Raw genomic sequence first — 15,694 nt, 5'->3', positions numbered from 1 at the left:
CAGAGGTCCGGTTCAGTCTGTTTCAGAACGCGGCGCGATAGAGGGAGAGCACGTCCTCCACGCTCATCTCGCGCGGGTTGTTGTCCATCAGGCGGCGGATGGCATGGGCGTCTTCGGCAAAACGCGGCAGCTGGTCCTCGGTCGCGCCGTTCTTCGACAGCTGCATCTCTACCCCCAGATCGGCGCAGAAGCCATGGGCGGCCTTTTGCAGCCCCTCATCCGCGGCGCGGTCGGCAAGGCCCAGAAAGCCCACCACTTCGGCGGTCTTGGCCGCGGCCACGCTTTCGTTGAAGGCCAGCACATGCGGGAAGATGATCGCATTGGCGAGGCCGTGCGGCAGGTGCAGGAGCGTGCCCAAGGGATAGGCCAGCGCATGACCGGCGGCGGTGTTCACCGGGCCAAGGCAGATGCCGCCGTAGAAGCTGGCCAGCATCATGCCTTCGCGCGCTTCGGTGTCCTGTCCGTCGCGCACGGCGCGGACAAGGTATTTGCCGACCAGATCAATGCCCATCCGGGCATAGCCGTCGATCACCGGATGGGCATTCTTGTTGGTGAAGGCCTCGACGCAATGCGCCATGGCGTCGATCCCGGTCGCGGCGGTGACGGCGGGGGGGACAGAGAAGGTCAGGACCGGGTCCAGCACCGCCAGATCGGCGATCAGATGCGGGCTTTCGACCGCGATCTTGTTGCCCTTGCCCGGATCGGTGATCAGCGCGCGGATGCCGGCCTCGGACCCGGTGCCGGCGGTGGTGGCGATCTGCACCAGACGGCTGCGCCGCCCGGCCACCTTGTTCGGCCCGGCCACATCGGCCAGCGTCTGGCTGCCGTCCCACATCGCGGCGACCAGCTTCGCCACATCCATGACCGAGCCGCCGCCCAGACCGATGACCAGATCGGGGCGGGCGGTCTTGGCCGCAGTCATCGCGCTGTCGAAGGTAATGATGTCCGGCTCACCCGGGATGGCGTCGAAGACGGTGACGCTGCCCTTCAGGCCCAGACGATCCACGAAGCCCGCGGTGTGCGGGGTGGCCAGCACGAAGATGCGGGCGGCGTCCGCGGCCCAGTCGCCGACACGGGCGCTGGCGTTTGCGCCGATCTCCAGCCGCTTCGGCTGGTGGAGCGTGATGATGCGCGACAGGCTCATGCCGGTTCACCTGCTTCCAGCCGGTCCATCGTGGCCCAGACCTTCTCGGCTTCTTCCCGCGACAGGGGCGAGAAGGGCGGGTGCACGTTCAGCCAGCCCATGTCACCCCGGCGCTTGGCCAGCATGGTCTTGACGGTGGGCAGTTGGGTGTAGCTGTTCGTCAGGTTGCGCCAGGCGACGATCACGTCCTGCGCGGCCTTGACCTCATCCGCCTTGACCGGGTTGTTCCAGTGGTCATAGACCACCCGCAGCTCGCGCGCGACGACGTTCGAACTGGCGGTGATGCAGCCCGCACCGCCGCCCTGCAGCACCGGCAGCAGCAGCGGGTCAGCCCCGGCCAGCACGCCAAAACCCGGGAAGCGGGCCGAGATCGCATGCATGTTCTCGATCTTGCCGTCCGAGTCCTTGATGCCCACGACCGTGTCGGGGAATGCCTTGACCAGCATCTCGATCAGGGAATGGCTGATCGGGACGCCGGTCAGCAGCGGGATGTGGTAGAGGACGATCTTCAGCCGGTCATCGTTCACCTTTTCGATGATCTGGGCGTAAAAGCGGAACAGGCTCTCGTCCGAAAAGGCGGTGTAGTAGAAGGGCGGGAGGAGGACCACGCCCTTCACCCCGGCCTGCACGGCGTGGCGGGTCATTTCGACCGCATCCGTGACCGCGCAGGAGGAGGTGCCGGGGATAAGCTGTTCGGGAAGCGTGCCGCCTTTCAGCGCGGCATCGACCAGATCCATCCGCTCGCGCACGCCGAAGCTGTTCGCCTCACCGGTGGAGCCGAGCATGGCGATGCCGTGGCAGCCTTCGTCGATCAGCGCCTTGGTGTGTTTGCCGAACAGGTCCAGATCGGGCGTGCCGTCGGATTTCAGCGGGGTGGCGGCGGCGCAATAGACGCCCTGAATGGCGAAGCTCATTTCGTTCCTCCCGAAACCAGTTTGCGGGCATAGGCGATGGCGGACAGCATGTTGCCGTGATTGGCGATGCCCTTGCCGGCGATGTCGAAAGCGGTGCCGTGGTCGACCGAGGTGCGGTCGATCGGCAGTTCGACCGAGACGTTCACCGCATCGTCGAATGCCACCAGCTTGATCGGGATATGGCCCTGATCGTGATATTGCGCGATCACCAGATCGAAGGCGCCGTTATAGGCGCGGTGGAACACCGTATCGGCCGAGATCGGGCCGTGGGCGTCGATCCCTTCCTCGCGCGCCAGCGCAACGGCGGGCACCAGCTGTTCCATATCCTCGGTGCCGAACAGCCCGTTTTCGCCGCAATGCGGGTTCAGCCCCGCCACGGCGATGCGCGGGGCGGCAATGCCGATGCGCTTCAGATGGTTGTTCCCGGCGCGGATCGTGGCCAGCACCCGCTCGGTCGTGGAGCGCCGGATCGCTTCTTGCAGCGAGACATGGGTGGAGACGTGGATCACCTTCAGCCGGTCCGAGGCGAGCAGCATATAGGCTGCTTTCGCATTGGTCAGGCTGCGCAGCATGCCGGTGTGGCCGTCGTAATGGTGGCCCGCAAGGTTCAGCGCCTCCTTGTTGATCGGCGCGGTGACGATGCAGCCGATTTCACCCGCCTCGGCGTCGCGGACGGCCTTCTCGATGAATTTGAACGCGGCATCGCCCGCGACGGGGGACAGCTGGCCCCAGGGCAGCGGGGCGCCGTCATAGTCGATGTTGACGACGTGGCCGTCCAGATCGACCTCCACGCCGACCGCGGCCTTCGCGGCCTCCAGCGTGGCGCGGTTGCCGTAGATCCGGGTCCGGGCCTTGTCTTCGGCGGACATGCCCGCCAGCGCCTTGACGCTGATTTCTGGTCCGACACCGGCGGGGTCGCCCATGGTGATGCCGATGATGTCGCTCATGCGCGGGTCTCCGTCAGGGATGCGGTCCAGCCCGGCGCCAGCCGGACATATTTGATGGCGCGGCGGTGGTAGGTATAGGCCAGATGCAGCGCGCCATCCGGTCCTTCCAGCAGCCAGGGATAGGACATTTCCTTGTTCCGCCCGTCGAGGCTGTCGTTCGAGGTGCAGGTGCCCGGCCCGTCTTCCACCAGCAGGCGCAGCGGGAAGGTCTGACCGCCGTCCTCGGAGACCGAGACGGTGACCGGCGCGCGCGGCACGCCCCAGACCGGCACGCAGCCGCCGGTCGGGTCAGCATCGGGCCGGGCATCATCTTCGCCCAGCTCGTCATACAGCGAGGCGCGGCGGTCAGACGACATGGCGGCATTGACCGGGTTGCCGATCACGGCCACGCGGCCATCCGCCAGCCGGATCGCGGCGATTGAGGAATTGTTGTTCGGCAGGTCGGTCGCCACCGGCGCGGCCCATGTGCGCCCGCCATCCGTGCTGTCCGAACGGTGAACGAAATCGGCCTGACGGCGGCGATAGAAGGCGGCCAGACGACCATCGCCCAGATCGACCGGGCTCATATGTACCGACCCGATGGACGCGGGCACATCCTCCAGCACCCAGCTCGCGCCATTGTCCTTCGACACGCCGACATTCGCGGTGTCATGACTGCCGTTCCATTTCTGTCCGGGGCGCTGCACGCAGCGGAAGATCGGCAGCAGCCAGGCGCCATCGTCGCGCACCACAACCGGCGCCCGGACGAAACAGCCGCGCGGCAGGTCCAGATAGCGGCCTTCCTCTGCCGTTACCGTGGCGCCTTCGCGCGACAGCCGTGCCATGCGGATGCGGCATTCATCCTGATTGCCCGAGGGCTGCGAGGTGTGGAACAGCCACAGTTTGCCGTCGGGTGCGGCAAAGATCACCGGGTTCTGTTCGGAATGGTCGGGGTCGTGGCTCAGCACCTGCGCCGGTCCCCATTCCGCTGCGCCCGGCAGCAGGACCGAGGCGTGGATCGAGATGTCCGACTTCCCCTCCAGCGTGCCGCCGAACCACGCGCAGATCAGCGCGCCATCGGGGCAGAGATGCAGGAAGGCGGCGTGATTCTGCACCTTGGGCGAGGGCAGAAGCGCGGAAACGGCCCCATTGCCAGCGGGTTGCAGGATGCCGGTCATGGCGGCGGCGATATCGGACGGGGTCATGTCGCCCTCCCAAGCGAAAACTGGAGGCCATCGAGCCGGAAAAACACAAAGTTGTCAAGTTGAAGGATGTTGTTTTTAATGAGATGATAGATTGAAGTCAAAAAAAATAACGTAAAATCATTGTGTTATGTCCGTATAAAACTGTCCCACGCCGTTACAGGTAATCTTGGATTGACAAACTTTGTCCCAGACCTCAATTTGGTCTCACGGGATGGAGGGTCCCGGAATCGGAGGACTGCATGACCCGCACCGGGACAACCGGACAATCCGCGCTTCTGGCGGTCGGGCTGGCTGCCATGGGCGCCTGCCTGTCTGCCGTGGATGCGGCCATCGTGCGGGCGCTGAATGGCGGCGTGCATCCTTTCGTGATCGGCTTTTTCCGGGCGGCCTTCGGGGCGCTGGCGGTGCTGCCTCTGGCGCTTTGGCGGCCGTCTCTGCTCCGCAGTGTCTATCCGGTCCGGCAGCATGCGCTGCGGGCGGGGCTGAAGCTGGTGGCGCTGATCGCCTTCTTCGCGGCCTTTGCCATCGGCCCGCTGACCGATGTGACGGCCATTGCCTTCACCTCACCCGTTTTCGTGGTGATCGGCGCAGCCTTTATGCTGGGAGAGCGTCTGGGGGCGCTGCGGATCCTGGCAATCGCGGTGGGCTTCGCTGGCGCGCTGGTGGTGGCGGGGCCTGCGGGCACCGGGCTGACATGGGCCATCGGCTTTGCCCTGTCCGGCGCGATCATGCAGGCGGTGATCCAGCTGATGCTGAAATCCATGTCCTCGGGCGACAGTACCGCGACGCTGGTGATCTGGAACCTGTTCCTGACCGTGCCGATGGCCGCGCTGGTCGCGTTGCCGGTCTGGACGACGCCCACGCTTCACGAATTCGGCCTTCTGGCGCTGCAGGGCGTGCTGGGGGCCATCTGCATGGCGCTGATGACCCATGCCTTCAGCCTGGCCGATGCCTCGATCGTGGCGCCGGTCGATTTCCTGCGGCTGCCGCTGATCGCCCTGATGGCCTGGATGCTGTTTTCCGAAACGGCGCGGGCCAGCACCTGGGTGGGCGGCGGGCTGATCTGTGCCGCGGCCCTGATTGCCTCGCGCGCCTCCGGGCGGGCGCGGAAACCTGACTGAATCCGATAAAACGGGAGGAGAGAGAACATGAAGAAGACTTTGCTCTGGGGCGCGCTGGCGACAGCCACGGCGATGTCCCCGGCCTTTGCGCAGGACGTGAAGATCGTCCTGAACGAAGAGGCCGACGTGCTGGAGCCCTGCATGGCCACCCGGTCCAACGTGGGCCGGATCACCATGCAGAACATCAACGAGACGCTGACCTATCTGGACATCAAGGGTGGCACCGGCCTGCAGCCGAAGCTGGCCGAAAGCTGGACCCAGAACGAGGACGGGTCGTGGCGGTTCGTCCTGCGTCAGGGCGTGACCTTCTCGGACGGCACGACCTTTGACGCGAAGGACGTGAAGCATTCGTTCGACCGCGCCATGGATCCGGCGATCACCTGCGAAGTGCCGCGCTATTTCGGCGGCATGACCGTTTCGGCGGAAGTGGTGGATGACTACACCATCGACTTCAAGGCGGACCCGGTGCAGCCGATCCTGCCGCTGCTGCTGACGCTGCTGACCATCGTTCCCGAGGAAACCCCGGTCGAGTTCATCCGCGAACCCGTCGGCACCGGCCCCTTCGCGCTGACCGAATGGACCCCGGGCCAGCAGATCGTGCTGACCGCCCGCGATGACTATTGGGGCGACAAGCCCGCCGTGACCACCGCCACCTATCTGTTCCGCGCCGATCCGGCCGTCCGTGCTGCCATGGTCGCCACCGGCGAGGCGGATATCGCGCCGTCGATCTCGGCGCTGGATGCCACCAATGCGGCGACGGATTTCTCCTATCTGGATTCGGAAACCGTCTACATGCGGCCCGATACCACGATCAAACCCTTCGACGATGTGCGCGTCCGCAAGGCCGTGAACATGGCCATCGACCGCGAGGCCTTCCTTGGCACGCTGGTGCCCGAAGGAACGCTTCTGGCCACCGCCGTCTACCCGCCGCCGACGCTGGGCTGGAACCCTGATGTCAAGGTCTGGGCCTATGATCCCGACGGCGCCAAGGCGCTGCTGGAAGAGGCCAAGGCCGAAGGCGTGCCGGTCGACACCCCGATCACGATCGTCGGGCGCACCGCGAACTTCCCGAACAACGTGGAAATTCTGGAAGCCATCCAGCAGATGCTGCAGGATGTCGGCCTGACCGTCGAGGTGAAGTTCTACGAAGTGGCGGAATTCGAAGGGATCTATTCGAAGCCCTATCCCGAAGGCCGGGGCCCGCAGCTGGTCACCGCGATGCATGACAATTCGAAAGGCGATCCGTCCTTCTCGATGTACTTCAAATATGCCTCGGACGGCCGTCAGTCCGGCATCTCGGACCCGAAGGTCGATGACCTGATCAACCGGGCGCAGGCCGCGACCGGCGACGAGCGGGCCGCTCTGTGGAAAGAGCTTCAGGCCTATCTGCACGACGAAGTCGTCGCCGATGTCCTGCTGTTCCACATGGTCAGCTTCTCCCGCGTGGCCGAGCGTCTTGACTGGGCGCCCACCATGGCCACCAACTCGATGCTGCCGCTCTCGGACATCAAGTTCAAATAAGCGTCCTGCGGCGGGGGCTGCCCTCCCGCCGCATCACCCAGGGGGCCACGATGCTGGTTTTCATTCGCAAACGGGCCTTTGCCAGCCTGATTTCGCTTGTGCTGCTGATCGTGGCAGTCTTCTTCCTGTCGCGTCTGACCGGCGATCCGGCGGCGCTGTATCTGCCCTCCGAAGCCTCCGAGGAAATGCGCCAGCAGTTCCGCGAGGTTCATGGCCTGAACGACCCGATCATGGTCCAGTTCGGCCGCTATATCTGGGACCTGCTGCATCTGGACATGGGCGAGTCGATCCGCAAGGCGCGCCCCGCCTTTGACGTGGTCATCGAATCCTTCTGGTGGACCCTGCAGCTCGCGGTCATCACCATGTCGCTGGTCACCGCCGCCGCCATCGTCATCGGTTCGCTTGCGGCGTTCCGGGCGGGCGGGTTCTTTGACCGGGTGGCTTCGGTCACCTCGCTGATCGGTGCCTCGGCCCCGGATTTCTGGGTGGCCATCGTGGGCATCGTGGTCTTTGCCGTGGGTCTGGGCTGGGTGCCCACCTCGGGGACCGGATCGGTCTGGCACTGGATCCTGCCTGTGGCGGTGCTGTTCATCCGTCCCTTCGGCCTGATCGTGCAGGTCGTGCGCGGGTCGATGATCACGGCGCTGTCCTCAGCCTATGTGAAGACCGCGCGGGCCAAGGGCGTGAAATCCCGGCCCATCATCTTTGTGCATGCCCTGCGCAATGCCATGCTGCCCGTGATCACCGTGATCGGCGATCAGGCGGCGGCACTTCTGAACGGGGCGGTGATTGTCGAGACGATCTTCGGCTTCCCCGGTGTGGGCAAGCTGATGATCGATTCCATCCTGCAACGCGATTTCAATGTGGTGCTGGCCGCGATCATGGTCACCGCCATCGCCATCTTCCTGATGAACCTGCTGATCGACCTGGCGTATTCGCTGCTCGATCCCCGCATCCGGCACTGAGGGGCCAGAGATGACGCATATCAACACCATTCCTGACGAGCCGAAGCCGCTGGTGCGCTTTGCCCGGATGCTCTGGGCCGACAAATTCGCGCTGGTCGCGGTGCTGTTCCTGCTGGTCATCCTGATCATGGCGGTGATCGGGCCGGCCTGGCTGGACGCGGCCGCCCAGAAGCAGAACCTGCGCGGCCGCAATGCCCCCCCGTTCGAATGGGATCGCGGCTGGCTTTGGGTTTTCGGGGCCGATGCACTTGGCCGCCCGCTTCTGGCGCGGATCATCGTGGCCACGCAGAACACCATGATGGTGGCCGCGGGCGCGGTGCTGTTCTCGGCCATCATGGGCACGGTGCTGGGGCTGATCGCGGGCTATGCGGGCAAGCGCACCAGTCAGGTGATCCTGCGGCTGGCCGATGTGATCATGTCCTTTCCGTCGCTGCTGATCGCGGTCGTCGTGCTCTACATCCTCGGTCCCTCGGTCTCTAACCTGATCATCGTGCTCTCGATCACCCGGATCCCGGTCTATCTGCGCACCACCCGCGCCGAAGTGCTGGAAATCCGCGAACGGATGTTCGTGCAGGCGGCCAAGGTGATGGGCGCCTCCTCCCGGCGGATCATCTTCCGGCACATTCTGCCCGTGGTGCTGCCCACGCTGATGACGATTGCCACGCTGGACTTCGCCTTCGTCATGCTGGCCGAAAGCTCGCTCTCGTTCCTGGGCATCGGCATTCAGCCGCCGGACATCACCTGGGGCCTGATGATCGCGCAGGGCAAGCAATACCTGACCAATGCCTGGTGGCTGTCGTTCTGGCCGGGTCTGGCCATCATCCTGACCACGCTGTCGCTGAACCTTCTGTCCAACTGGATGCGGATTGCGCTGGACCCGACGCAGCGCTGGCGTCTGGAAATGCGCCAGACCAAGAAAGGGGCCGAGGCATGAGCCATCTTCTGGAAGTCCGCAACCTTTCGGTCGAATTCCACACCGCGGCCGGCACGGTGAAGGCGGTGAAGAACGTCAGCTTCGCGCTGGACCGTGGCGAGACGCTGGCGATCCTGGGTGAAAGCGGATCGGGCAAGTCGGTGTCGTCTTCGGCGATCATGAACCTGATCGACATGCCGCCGGGCCGCATCACCAGCGGCACGATCCTGTTCGACGGGCGTGATCTGCTGTCGATGCCCGCGGCCGCCCGGCGCGAGATCAACGGCAAGCGCATCGCCATGATCTTTCAGGACCCGCTCAGCCACCTGAACCCGGTCTACACCGTGGGCTGGCAGATCGAAGAGGCGCTGACCGCGCATGGCGCCACCGCCGCCGCCGCCCGGGCCGAGGCCTTGCGTCTGGTCACCCGGGTGGGCATCCCCAACCCGGCGGCCAGCCTGAAGAAATACCCGCATGAGTTTTCCGGCGGCCAGCGGCAGCGGCTGATGATCGCCATGGCGCTGGCGCTGAAGCCGGACCTTCTGATCGCGGATGAGCCGACCACGGCGCTGGACGTGACCGTTCAGGCCGAGGTTCTGGCCCTGCTGGACGAATTGCAGCAGGAAACCGGCATGGGCATCCTGATCATCACCCATGATCTTGGCGTGGTGGCCGAGATCGCCGACCGGGTCGTGGTGATGAACGCGGGCGAGGTGGTCGAGACCGGCCCCACCCGGCAGGTCTACAAGAACCCCTCGCATCCCTATACCAAAAAGCTGATCGGTGCCGCGCCGGGCAAGGGCGAGATGCACGCCCCGCTGCCCGCGGGTCAGCCGGTCCTGTCGGTCAAGAATGCGCGCAAGGTCTATGGCGAATTCACCGCGGTCGAGAGCGTATCCTTCGATCTGATGCCGGGGGAGACACTGGCCATCGTGGGCGAGTCGGGCTCGGGTAAATCCACCGTGGCGAAGATGATGCTGCGGCTGGAAGAGCCATCGGGCGGGCAGGCTTTGTGGAAGGGGCGGGACCTGTTCTCCATGCCGCCGGCCGAGCTGTATAAGCTGCGGCGCGAGTTGCAGATGGTGTTCCAGGACCCGACGCAAAGTCTGAATCCCCGGATGACTGTCTGGCAGCTGATCACCGAGGCCTGGATCATCCACCCCGAAATCCTGCCCAAGGAAAAGTGGAAGGCCCGCGTGGCCGAACTGCTGGCGCAGGTCGGGCTGAAGCCCGAGATGGCCAGCCGCTATCCGCACCAGTTCTCGGGCGGGCAGCGGCAGCGCATCGCCATTGCCCGCGCGCTGGCGCTGGAGCCGCAGCTGATCATCTGTGACGAGGCGGTGTCGGCGCTGGATGTGTCGGTGCAGGCGCAGGTGATCGAGCTGCTGGACGGGCTGCGCAAGAATCTGGGCATCAGCTTTATCTTCATCGCGCATGACCTGCCGGTGGTGCGCGACTTTGCCGATCATGTGATGGTCATGCAGAAGGGCCGGGTGGTCGAGCTGGGCACCGTGGCTCAGGTGTTCGGCGCCCCGCGCGAGGTCTATACGCAGCGCCTGCTGGCCGCCGGTCTGGACCCCGACCCGGATGTTCAGGCCGAACGCCGCGCCGCGCGGGCGGCACTGGCGGCGGGGTAACCCGCGCCCCAGACCCGGACCGCCTCCCGCTGCAGGGTGGCGGCCTCGGCCCGGCTCAGGCGGTCCAGCGCCTTGGACTCACATCCGGTGTCCCGGATCGCCCGCGCCCACAGGCGGCGGAGGCTGCGGGCGCTCCACGGCAGGGCGGCGGTGGCCGCCCATGCGCGCAGGGCTGCGGGCAGGGCATCATGCTGGCGCATGGGGTTCGCTGCCCGCAAGCGGGCGCGGGGGGAGGACAGGTTCCTCATGCCGCCTGCGCGCCCCAGCGGGGGAAGGGGTCTTCCAGCCCTGCCCATGCGTCCAGCGTCATGCCTGCCGCAGGCATCAGCGCGCCGTCCAGCGCCGCGCGGATCGCCACCTCGTCCAGGCCCGCGCCGATGAAGACGATCTCTTGCCGCCGGTCGCCCCACGGCTCCTGCCATTTCGCGGCCACCTCCTGCAGCGCATCCGGGTGCTGCGGCCAGCGGTCCAGCGGCACGCCCGCCCACCATCGGCCCAAGGGCGAGACGGAGGATACCGCGCCCGCCAGCGAGAATTCGGCCACCCAATCGGGCCGGGTGGCGATCCAGAAATGCCCCTTGGCGCGGATCACGCCGGGTAGGGCGCCGTTCAGCACCGCATGCAGCCGCGCCGGATGGAACGGGCGCCGCGCGCGATAGACGAAAGAGGTGATGCCGTATTCCTCGGTCTCGGGCGTATGGTCGGCAAAGCCATACAATTCCTGCGCCCAAAGCGGATGCATCGACGCCCGGTCAAAGTCGAAAAGCCCGGTGTCAAAGATCTGCTCCGCCGCCACGCGGGAGTGGTCGGTTTCGATCAGCCGGGCCTCGGGGTTCAGCGCGCGGATGATCTTGCGCGCAGCCTCAGCCCGCTCCGGCCCGGCATCGGACACCTTGTTCAGGATCACCACATCGGCGAATTCGATCTGCTCGGTCAGCAGGTTGACCAGAGAGCGGTCATCCTGCGGCCCAAGGCTCTCTCCCCTGTCAGCCAGAAAATCATGGCTGGAGAAGTCGCGCAGCAGGTTGATCGCATCGACCACGGTGACCATCGTGTCCAGCCGCGCCACATCCGACAGGCTGTTCCCCTCGGCATCGCGGAAATCGAAGGTGGCGGCCACCGGCAGCGGCTCGGCAATACCGGTGGATTCGATCAGCAGGTAGTCGAACCGCCCCTCGGCGGCCAGACGGCGCACCTCGGTCAAGAGGTCATCACGCAGGGTGCAGCAGATGCAGCCGTTCGACATCTCGACCAGCTTTTCCTCGCTGCGGGACAGGCTGGTGCCTTCGCGCACCAGATCGGCGTCAATGTTCACCTCGGACATGTCGTTGACGATCACCGCCACCCGCCGGCCGTCGCGGTTGTTCAGCACGTGGTTCAGCAGGGTGGTCTTTCCGGCCCCCAGAAAGCCGGACAGGACGGTGACGGGCAGGCGGGGATCGGGCATGGCTTTGACCTCATAATGTAATAACATTACATATATGCCTACCGAAAAGCCCGCAAGCGCAAGAATGCAGGCCGCAATCAGACTTTCAGCAAATTCAACAGGGGATCGAAGGCATAAAGCGCAGCCCGCCGACCGGACGAAGGCTCCAGTGTCCGGAGAAATCCCGCCTCGACAAGGCGGCGCGAGAGTGTCCGCGCCGAATGCGGCGGAATGCCGGAGCGTTCCACAAAGCGGTCATTGCGGAAGACCGGACTGGCAAAGATGTAGTCGAGCGCCCGGTCATGGTATTGTGAGGCCAACAGGGCCTGGAACCTTTCGCGCCAGTCGGTATAGAGGGTCTGGATCGCGTCGGCTGTGGCGATGTTGTGCCGGGCCTGCTCATGCAGGGCGGTCAGAAAGAAAATGACCCAGCCGGTCCAGTCCTCCGTGGCCGAGACCTGCCGCATCCGTTCGATATACTCATCCTTATGGCTCTCGAAATAGCCTGACACAAAGAAATGCGGCTGGCTGAGAAGTCCCAGCTGCCACAGCATCAGCGTGATCAGCATGCGGCCGATCCGCCCGTTGCCGTCCTCGAACGGGTGCAGCGCTTCGAATTCGACATGCGCAATCGCAGTGCGCAAAAGCGGGCGCGGATTGGGGGCGCCGATGAAGGCCACAAGCTTCTGCATGGCCGGGCCAAGATGCTCGGGCGGGATCGGGACAAAGCGCACGACACGGCTGCGTTCATCACCGATGTAGTTCTGTTCGGCCTTGTAACTGCCCGGATTTCTATGAGCACCGCGTCCGAAGGACAGCAATATCTGATGGATCGAGCGGATCAGGTGCTCGGACAAAGGCTGGCCTGCGCGCAGGGCGTCTTCTGCCATGCGCATGGCCCGGGAATAGAGGAAAGTCTCGACATCATCGTTTCGGGCTTCGCGGTAGGGGTCCGGTGTCGCGGCATCCTCTTCCGCCTCCAGACGGTAGACCTCTTCGATGGTCGAGATGGTGTTTTCCATGCGCGATGAGGATACGGCATCCTGCCGACGCAACGGAGACAGCAGCAATGCGCTGTTGATCATGCCTTTCAGCTTTTCGTCATAGCGCGCCAGCGAGGTCGCGGCATCTTCCAGCGCGGGCAGCAGCGCCTCGTAATCAAGGGCCTGCGGGGGAAACTGTCCGGCGTGATAGTGCACTGCCTGCGACAGGTCGAGTGGTTTGATGGATAAGATTTGCTCTCCTGATAACATCAACCTGTCTTGCTGCGAGCCTAACAACAGCTAGTCAGGTTGACAATACGGAGATGCCGTATTGATATCATCAAACTGTTTTGCTGCGAGTTTGCACGCAGCGAGCCGGTTTGCCGCGATTCCATGGTAGGTCCGATAAACACAAAGGCCCCGGTTTCCCGGGGCCTTTGCTGGTTCTGCGGAAAGGGATCAGCCTTCGGCCGACTCTTCCTTGTCCTTCTTCTCGGGGGCGATTTCTTCGCCGGTCTCCTGATCGACCATCTTCATGCCAAGGCGCACCTTGCCGCGGTCGTCAAAGCCCAGAAGCTTGACCTTCACTTCCTGACCTTCCTTCAGAATTTCGTTCGGATGGTTCAGGCGCTTGTTGGCGATCTGGGACACGTGGACCAGACCGTCGCGCTTGCCGAAGAAGTTCACGAAGGCGCCGAAATCGACCAGCTTCACCACCTTGCCGGTGTAGACCTGGCCTTCTTCCGGCTCGGCCACGATCGACCAGATCATGTCATAGGCCTTCTTGATGGCCTTCTGGTCGTTCGAGGCGATCTTGATCACGCCGTCATCGTTGATGTCGACCTTGGCGCCCGACACTTCCACGATCTCGCGGATGACCTTGCCGCCCGAGCCGATGACTTCCCGGATCTTGTCGGTCGGGATCGACATGGTTTCGATCTTCGGCGCATATTCCGAGAAGCCCTGCGGCGCCGACAGCGCCTTGTTCATCTCTTCCAGAATGTGCAGACGGCCGTCCTTGGCCTGCGCCAGAGCCTGCGCCATGATCTCGGGCGTGATGCCCGCGACCTTGATGTCCATCTGCATCGTGGTGATGCCCGCCGCGGTGCCCGCAACCTTGAAGTCCATGTCGCCGAGGTGATCCTCGTCGCCAAGGATGTCGGTCAGCACGGCCCAGCGGCCGTCTTCTTCCAGGATCAGGCCCATGGCCACACCGGCCACCGGCGCCTTCAGCGGAACGCCCGCATCCATCATGGCGAGCGAGCCACCGCAGACCGACGCCATCGAAGAGGAGCCGTTGGATTCGGTGATCTCGGACACGACGCGGACGGTGTAGGGGAAGTCGGTCGCCGCGGGCAGAACCGCCTGCAGCGCGCGCCATGCCAGCTTGCCATGGCCGATTTCACGACGGCCGGGCGAACCCACGCGGCCCACTTCGCCGACCGAATAGGGCGGGAAGTTGTAGTGCAGCAGGAAGTTGGAGCGGTAGTTGCCGTTCAGCGCGTCGATGATCTGCTCATCCTCGCCGGTGCCAAGGGTGGTCACGACCAACCCTTGGGTTTCCCCGCGGGTGAACAGCGACGAGCCATGGGCGCGCGGCAGAACGCCGGTTTCCGCGACGATCGGACGGACGGTCTTGTTGTCGCGGCCGTCGATCCGGGCGCCACCGTTGATGATGTCGCCGCGCAGGATCGAGCTTTCCAGCTTCTTGATCGCCGAGCCGAGGGTCTTGTCCGCGCGGTCTTCGTCCGACAGGCCGGCCTTGATGGCAGCCACGGCGGCCGAGATCGCGTTGGTGCGTTCCTGCTTGTCGCGCAGCGCGAAGGCGGCGCGCATCTGGGTTTCGCCCGCGGCCACGACCTTGGCATACAGCGCCGAGATATCGGGGGCCTGGAAGTCGAAAGGCTCTTTCGCGGCTTCTTCGGCCAGGTCGATGATCAGGTCGATCACCGGCTGCATCTGCTCGTGGCCGAATTTCACGGCGCCCAGCATTTCGTCTTCGGTCAGCTCATAGGCTTCTGATTCCACCATCATCACGGCGTCTTTGGTGCCGGCGATGACAAGGTCCAGACGCTGCTCGGGGTTGTTGCGCAGCTGCGTCATGTCATCCATGGCGGGGTTCAGAACGTATTGACCGTTCGAGAAGCCCACGCGCGCGGCGCCGATCGGCCCCATGAAGGGCACGCCCGACACGGTCAGCGCGGCCGAGGCGGCGATCATCGCGACGATATCGGGGTCATTCACCAGATCGCAGGACAGAACGGTGGCCATGACCAGCACTTCGTTCTTGAAGCCTTCGACGAACAGCGGACGGCAGGGCCGGTCGATCAGGCGGGAAACCAGCGTTTCCTTTTCCGACGGGCGCGCTTCGCGTTTGAAGAAGCCGCCGGGGATCTTGCCCGCGGCATAGTATTTTTCCTGGTAGTGGACGGTCAGCGGGAAGAAGTCCTGACCTTCCTTCGCCTGCTTGGCGAAGGTCACGTTGGCCATGACCTGCGTCTCGCCCAGCGTGGCGATGACGGAACCATCGGCCTGACGGGCAACTTTCCCCGTTTCCAGCGTGAGCGTTTCGTTGCCCCACTGGATGGATTTCTTGGTAACGTTGAACATGTTCATTTCCTCTCGGGGTCCGGCCCCTGCCGGCAGCCCCGCATCTGGCGGCCCCATTGCCGCCGCCCCAATCCTTTGCATGTGCCCGGGGCCAAGGGCGTCACGTCACAGATGGCGGGGGCCATACAGGAAAACCACCGGGTTGGGAAGCGCGGAGATGTGCGGGCGGTCCGCACAGGGGCCGTCGGGCAGGTTTGAGCCCACACCGGTCCCGCAAACCCACCCAATTATGGCTGGTGCAGTGGTCCGCTGCCAGCCCTTTGCAGACGCTGATGATTGAGCCCCCTTGACCGCCGCACACTTTCATCCACTGTTTAAAAAATAATTCT

General features: G+C 64.6%; 13 protein-coding genes. 5 read left to right on the top strand and 8 right to left on the bottom strand.

Annotated elements, in window-relative coordinates; translation table 11 throughout:
• Window positions 1-22 precede the first annotated feature (22 nt).
• From ACO2Q5_RS07280 to ACO2Q5_RS07265, 4 genes are read right to left on the bottom strand one after another with little or no spacing between them, the layout of a single operon-like run.
• Window positions 23-1,144 carry an iron-containing alcohol dehydrogenase gene (locus ACO2Q5_RS07280; RefSeq protein ID WP_423289430.1) on the bottom strand — a complete coding sequence of 374 codons (1,122 nt, stop codon included), beginning with the start codon at window positions 1,142-1,144 and terminating at the stop codon, window positions 23-25.
• Window positions 1,141-2,058, bottom strand: coding sequence for a dihydrodipicolinate synthase family protein (locus tag ACO2Q5_RS07275; RefSeq protein ID WP_423289427.1), 918 nt, complete (start codon window positions 2,056-2,058; stop codon window positions 1,141-1,143). The genes ACO2Q5_RS07280 and ACO2Q5_RS07275 overlap by 4 nt, the downstream gene beginning before the upstream one ends.
• The gene (pdxA, locus tag ACO2Q5_RS07270; protein ID WP_423289424.1) at window positions 2,055-3,005 is read right to left on the bottom strand and encodes a 4-hydroxythreonine-4-phosphate dehydrogenase PdxA; all 951 of its coding nucleotides are present in this window, start codon (window positions 3,003-3,005) and stop codon (window positions 2,055-2,057) included. Before pdxA ends, ACO2Q5_RS07275 begins: the two co-directional genes overlap by 4 nt.
• Window positions 3,002-4,189: a sialidase family protein gene (locus tag ACO2Q5_RS07265; RefSeq protein WP_423289422.1), complete on the bottom strand. Its 1,188-nt coding sequence runs from the start codon at window positions 4,187-4,189 to the stop codon at window positions 3,002-3,004. Before ACO2Q5_RS07265 ends, pdxA begins: the two co-directional genes overlap by 4 nt.
• 239 nt (window positions 4,190-4,428) lie before the next feature.
• Between ACO2Q5_RS07265 and ACO2Q5_RS07260 the strand changes: the two genes are divergently transcribed.
• The 5 genes from ACO2Q5_RS07260 to ACO2Q5_RS07240 are packed head-to-tail and all read left to right on the top strand — an operon-like array spanning window position 4,429 to window position 10,346.
• Window positions 4,429-5,310: a DMT family transporter gene (locus ACO2Q5_RS07260; protein WP_423289420.1), complete on the top strand. Its 882-nt coding sequence runs from the start codon at window positions 4,429-4,431 to the stop codon at window positions 5,308-5,310.
• 27 nt (window positions 5,311-5,337) lie between these two features.
• Window positions 5,338-6,831, top strand: coding sequence for an ABC transporter substrate-binding protein (locus tag ACO2Q5_RS07255; RefSeq protein ID WP_423289418.1), 1,494 nt, complete (start codon window positions 5,338-5,340; stop codon window positions 6,829-6,831).
• A gap of 50 nt (window positions 6,832-6,881) precedes the next feature.
• On the top strand, window positions 6,882-7,796 hold the full coding sequence (locus ACO2Q5_RS07250) for an ABC transporter permease (protein WP_423289416.1): 915 nt from the start codon (window positions 6,882-6,884) through the stop codon (window positions 7,794-7,796).
• A gap of 10 nt (window positions 7,797-7,806) precedes the next feature.
• The gene (locus ACO2Q5_RS07245) at window positions 7,807-8,730 is read left to right on the top strand and encodes an ABC transporter permease (RefSeq protein WP_423289414.1); all 924 of its coding nucleotides are present in this window, start codon (window positions 7,807-7,809) and stop codon (window positions 8,728-8,730) included.
• Complete coding sequence (locus tag ACO2Q5_RS07240; RefSeq protein WP_423289412.1) at window positions 8,727-10,346, top strand: dipeptide ABC transporter ATP-binding protein; 1,620 nt, start codon at window positions 8,727-8,729, stop codon at window positions 10,344-10,346. The genes ACO2Q5_RS07245 and ACO2Q5_RS07240 overlap by 4 nt, the downstream gene beginning before the upstream one ends.
• Here the strand turns inward: ACO2Q5_RS07240 and ACO2Q5_RS07235 are convergent.
• The 4 genes from ACO2Q5_RS07235 to pnp all read right to left on the bottom strand — a co-directional run bounded on the left by ACO2Q5_RS07235 (window position 10,301) and on the right by pnp (window position 15,365).
• Window positions 10,301-10,594: a DUF6525 family protein gene (locus ACO2Q5_RS07235; protein ID WP_423289410.1), complete on the bottom strand. Its 294-nt coding sequence runs from the start codon at window positions 10,592-10,594 to the stop codon at window positions 10,301-10,303. The genes ACO2Q5_RS07240 and ACO2Q5_RS07235 overlap by 46 nt on opposite strands.
• Entirely contained in the window at window positions 10,591-11,793 is a 1,203-nt protein-coding gene (locus ACO2Q5_RS07230; protein WP_423289408.1) for a GTP-binding protein, read from the bottom strand. Before ACO2Q5_RS07230 ends, ACO2Q5_RS07235 begins: the two co-directional genes overlap by 4 nt.
• A gap of 77 nt (window positions 11,794-11,870) precedes the next feature.
• Window positions 11,871-12,971, bottom strand: coding sequence for a Fic family protein (locus tag ACO2Q5_RS07225; RefSeq protein WP_423289406.1), 1,101 nt, complete (start codon window positions 12,969-12,971; stop codon window positions 11,871-11,873).
• 243 nt (window positions 12,972-13,214) lie between these two features.
• Window positions 13,215-15,365, bottom strand: coding sequence for a polyribonucleotide nucleotidyltransferase (gene pnp, locus ACO2Q5_RS07220; protein WP_423289404.1), 2,151 nt, complete (start codon window positions 15,363-15,365; stop codon window positions 13,215-13,217).
• Between the last annotated feature and the right edge of the window lie 329 nt (window positions 15,366-15,694).

This window comes from Neotabrizicola sp. VNH66 (genome assembly GCF_049445895.1).
In the GTDB taxonomy this organism is placed as follows: domain Bacteria; phylum Pseudomonadota; class Alphaproteobacteria; order Rhodobacterales; family Rhodobacteraceae; genus Pseudogemmobacter.
Note: the sequence above shows the minus strand (reverse complement) of the source record. Positions and strands in the feature narration are given on the sequence as shown.

Excerpts from the sequence above, each read along its gene's own strand:
- ACO2Q5_RS07280 (WP_423289430.1), bottom strand. The coding sequence starts at position 1,144 with ATGAGCCTGTCGCGCATCATCACGCTCCACCAGCCGAAGCGGCTGGAG.
- ACO2Q5_RS07275 (WP_423289427.1), bottom strand. The coding sequence starts at position 2,058 with ATGAGCTTCGCCATTCAGGGCGTCTATTGCGCCGCCGCCACCCCGCTG.
- pdxA (WP_423289424.1), bottom strand. The coding sequence starts at position 3,005 with ATGAGCGACATCATCGGCATCACCATGGGCGACCCCGCCGGTGTCGGA.
- ACO2Q5_RS07265 (WP_423289422.1), bottom strand. The coding sequence starts at position 4,189 with ATGACCCCGTCCGATATCGCCGCCGCCATGACCGGCATCCTGCAACCC.
- ACO2Q5_RS07260 (WP_423289420.1), top strand. The coding sequence starts at position 4,429 with ATGACCCGCACCGGGACAACCGGACAATCCGCGCTTCTGGCGGTCGGG.
- ACO2Q5_RS07255 (WP_423289418.1), top strand. The coding sequence starts at position 5,338 with ATGAAGAAGACTTTGCTCTGGGGCGCGCTGGCGACAGCCACGGCGATG.
- ACO2Q5_RS07250 (WP_423289416.1), top strand. The coding sequence starts at position 6,882 with ATGCTGGTTTTCATTCGCAAACGGGCCTTTGCCAGCCTGATTTCGCTT.
- ACO2Q5_RS07245 (WP_423289414.1), top strand. The coding sequence starts at position 7,807 with ATGACGCATATCAACACCATTCCTGACGAGCCGAAGCCGCTGGTGCGC.
- ACO2Q5_RS07240 (WP_423289412.1), top strand. The coding sequence starts at position 8,727 with ATGAGCCATCTTCTGGAAGTCCGCAACCTTTCGGTCGAATTCCACACC.
- ACO2Q5_RS07235 (WP_423289410.1), bottom strand. The coding sequence starts at position 10,594 with ATGAGGAACCTGTCCTCCCCCCGCGCCCGCTTGCGGGCAGCGAACCCC.
- ACO2Q5_RS07230 (WP_423289408.1), bottom strand. The coding sequence starts at position 11,793 with ATGCCCGATCCCCGCCTGCCCGTCACCGTCCTGTCCGGCTTTCTGGGG.
- pnp (WP_423289404.1), bottom strand. The coding sequence starts at position 15,365 with ATGTTCAACGTTACCAAGAAATCCATCCAGTGGGGCAACGAAACGCTC.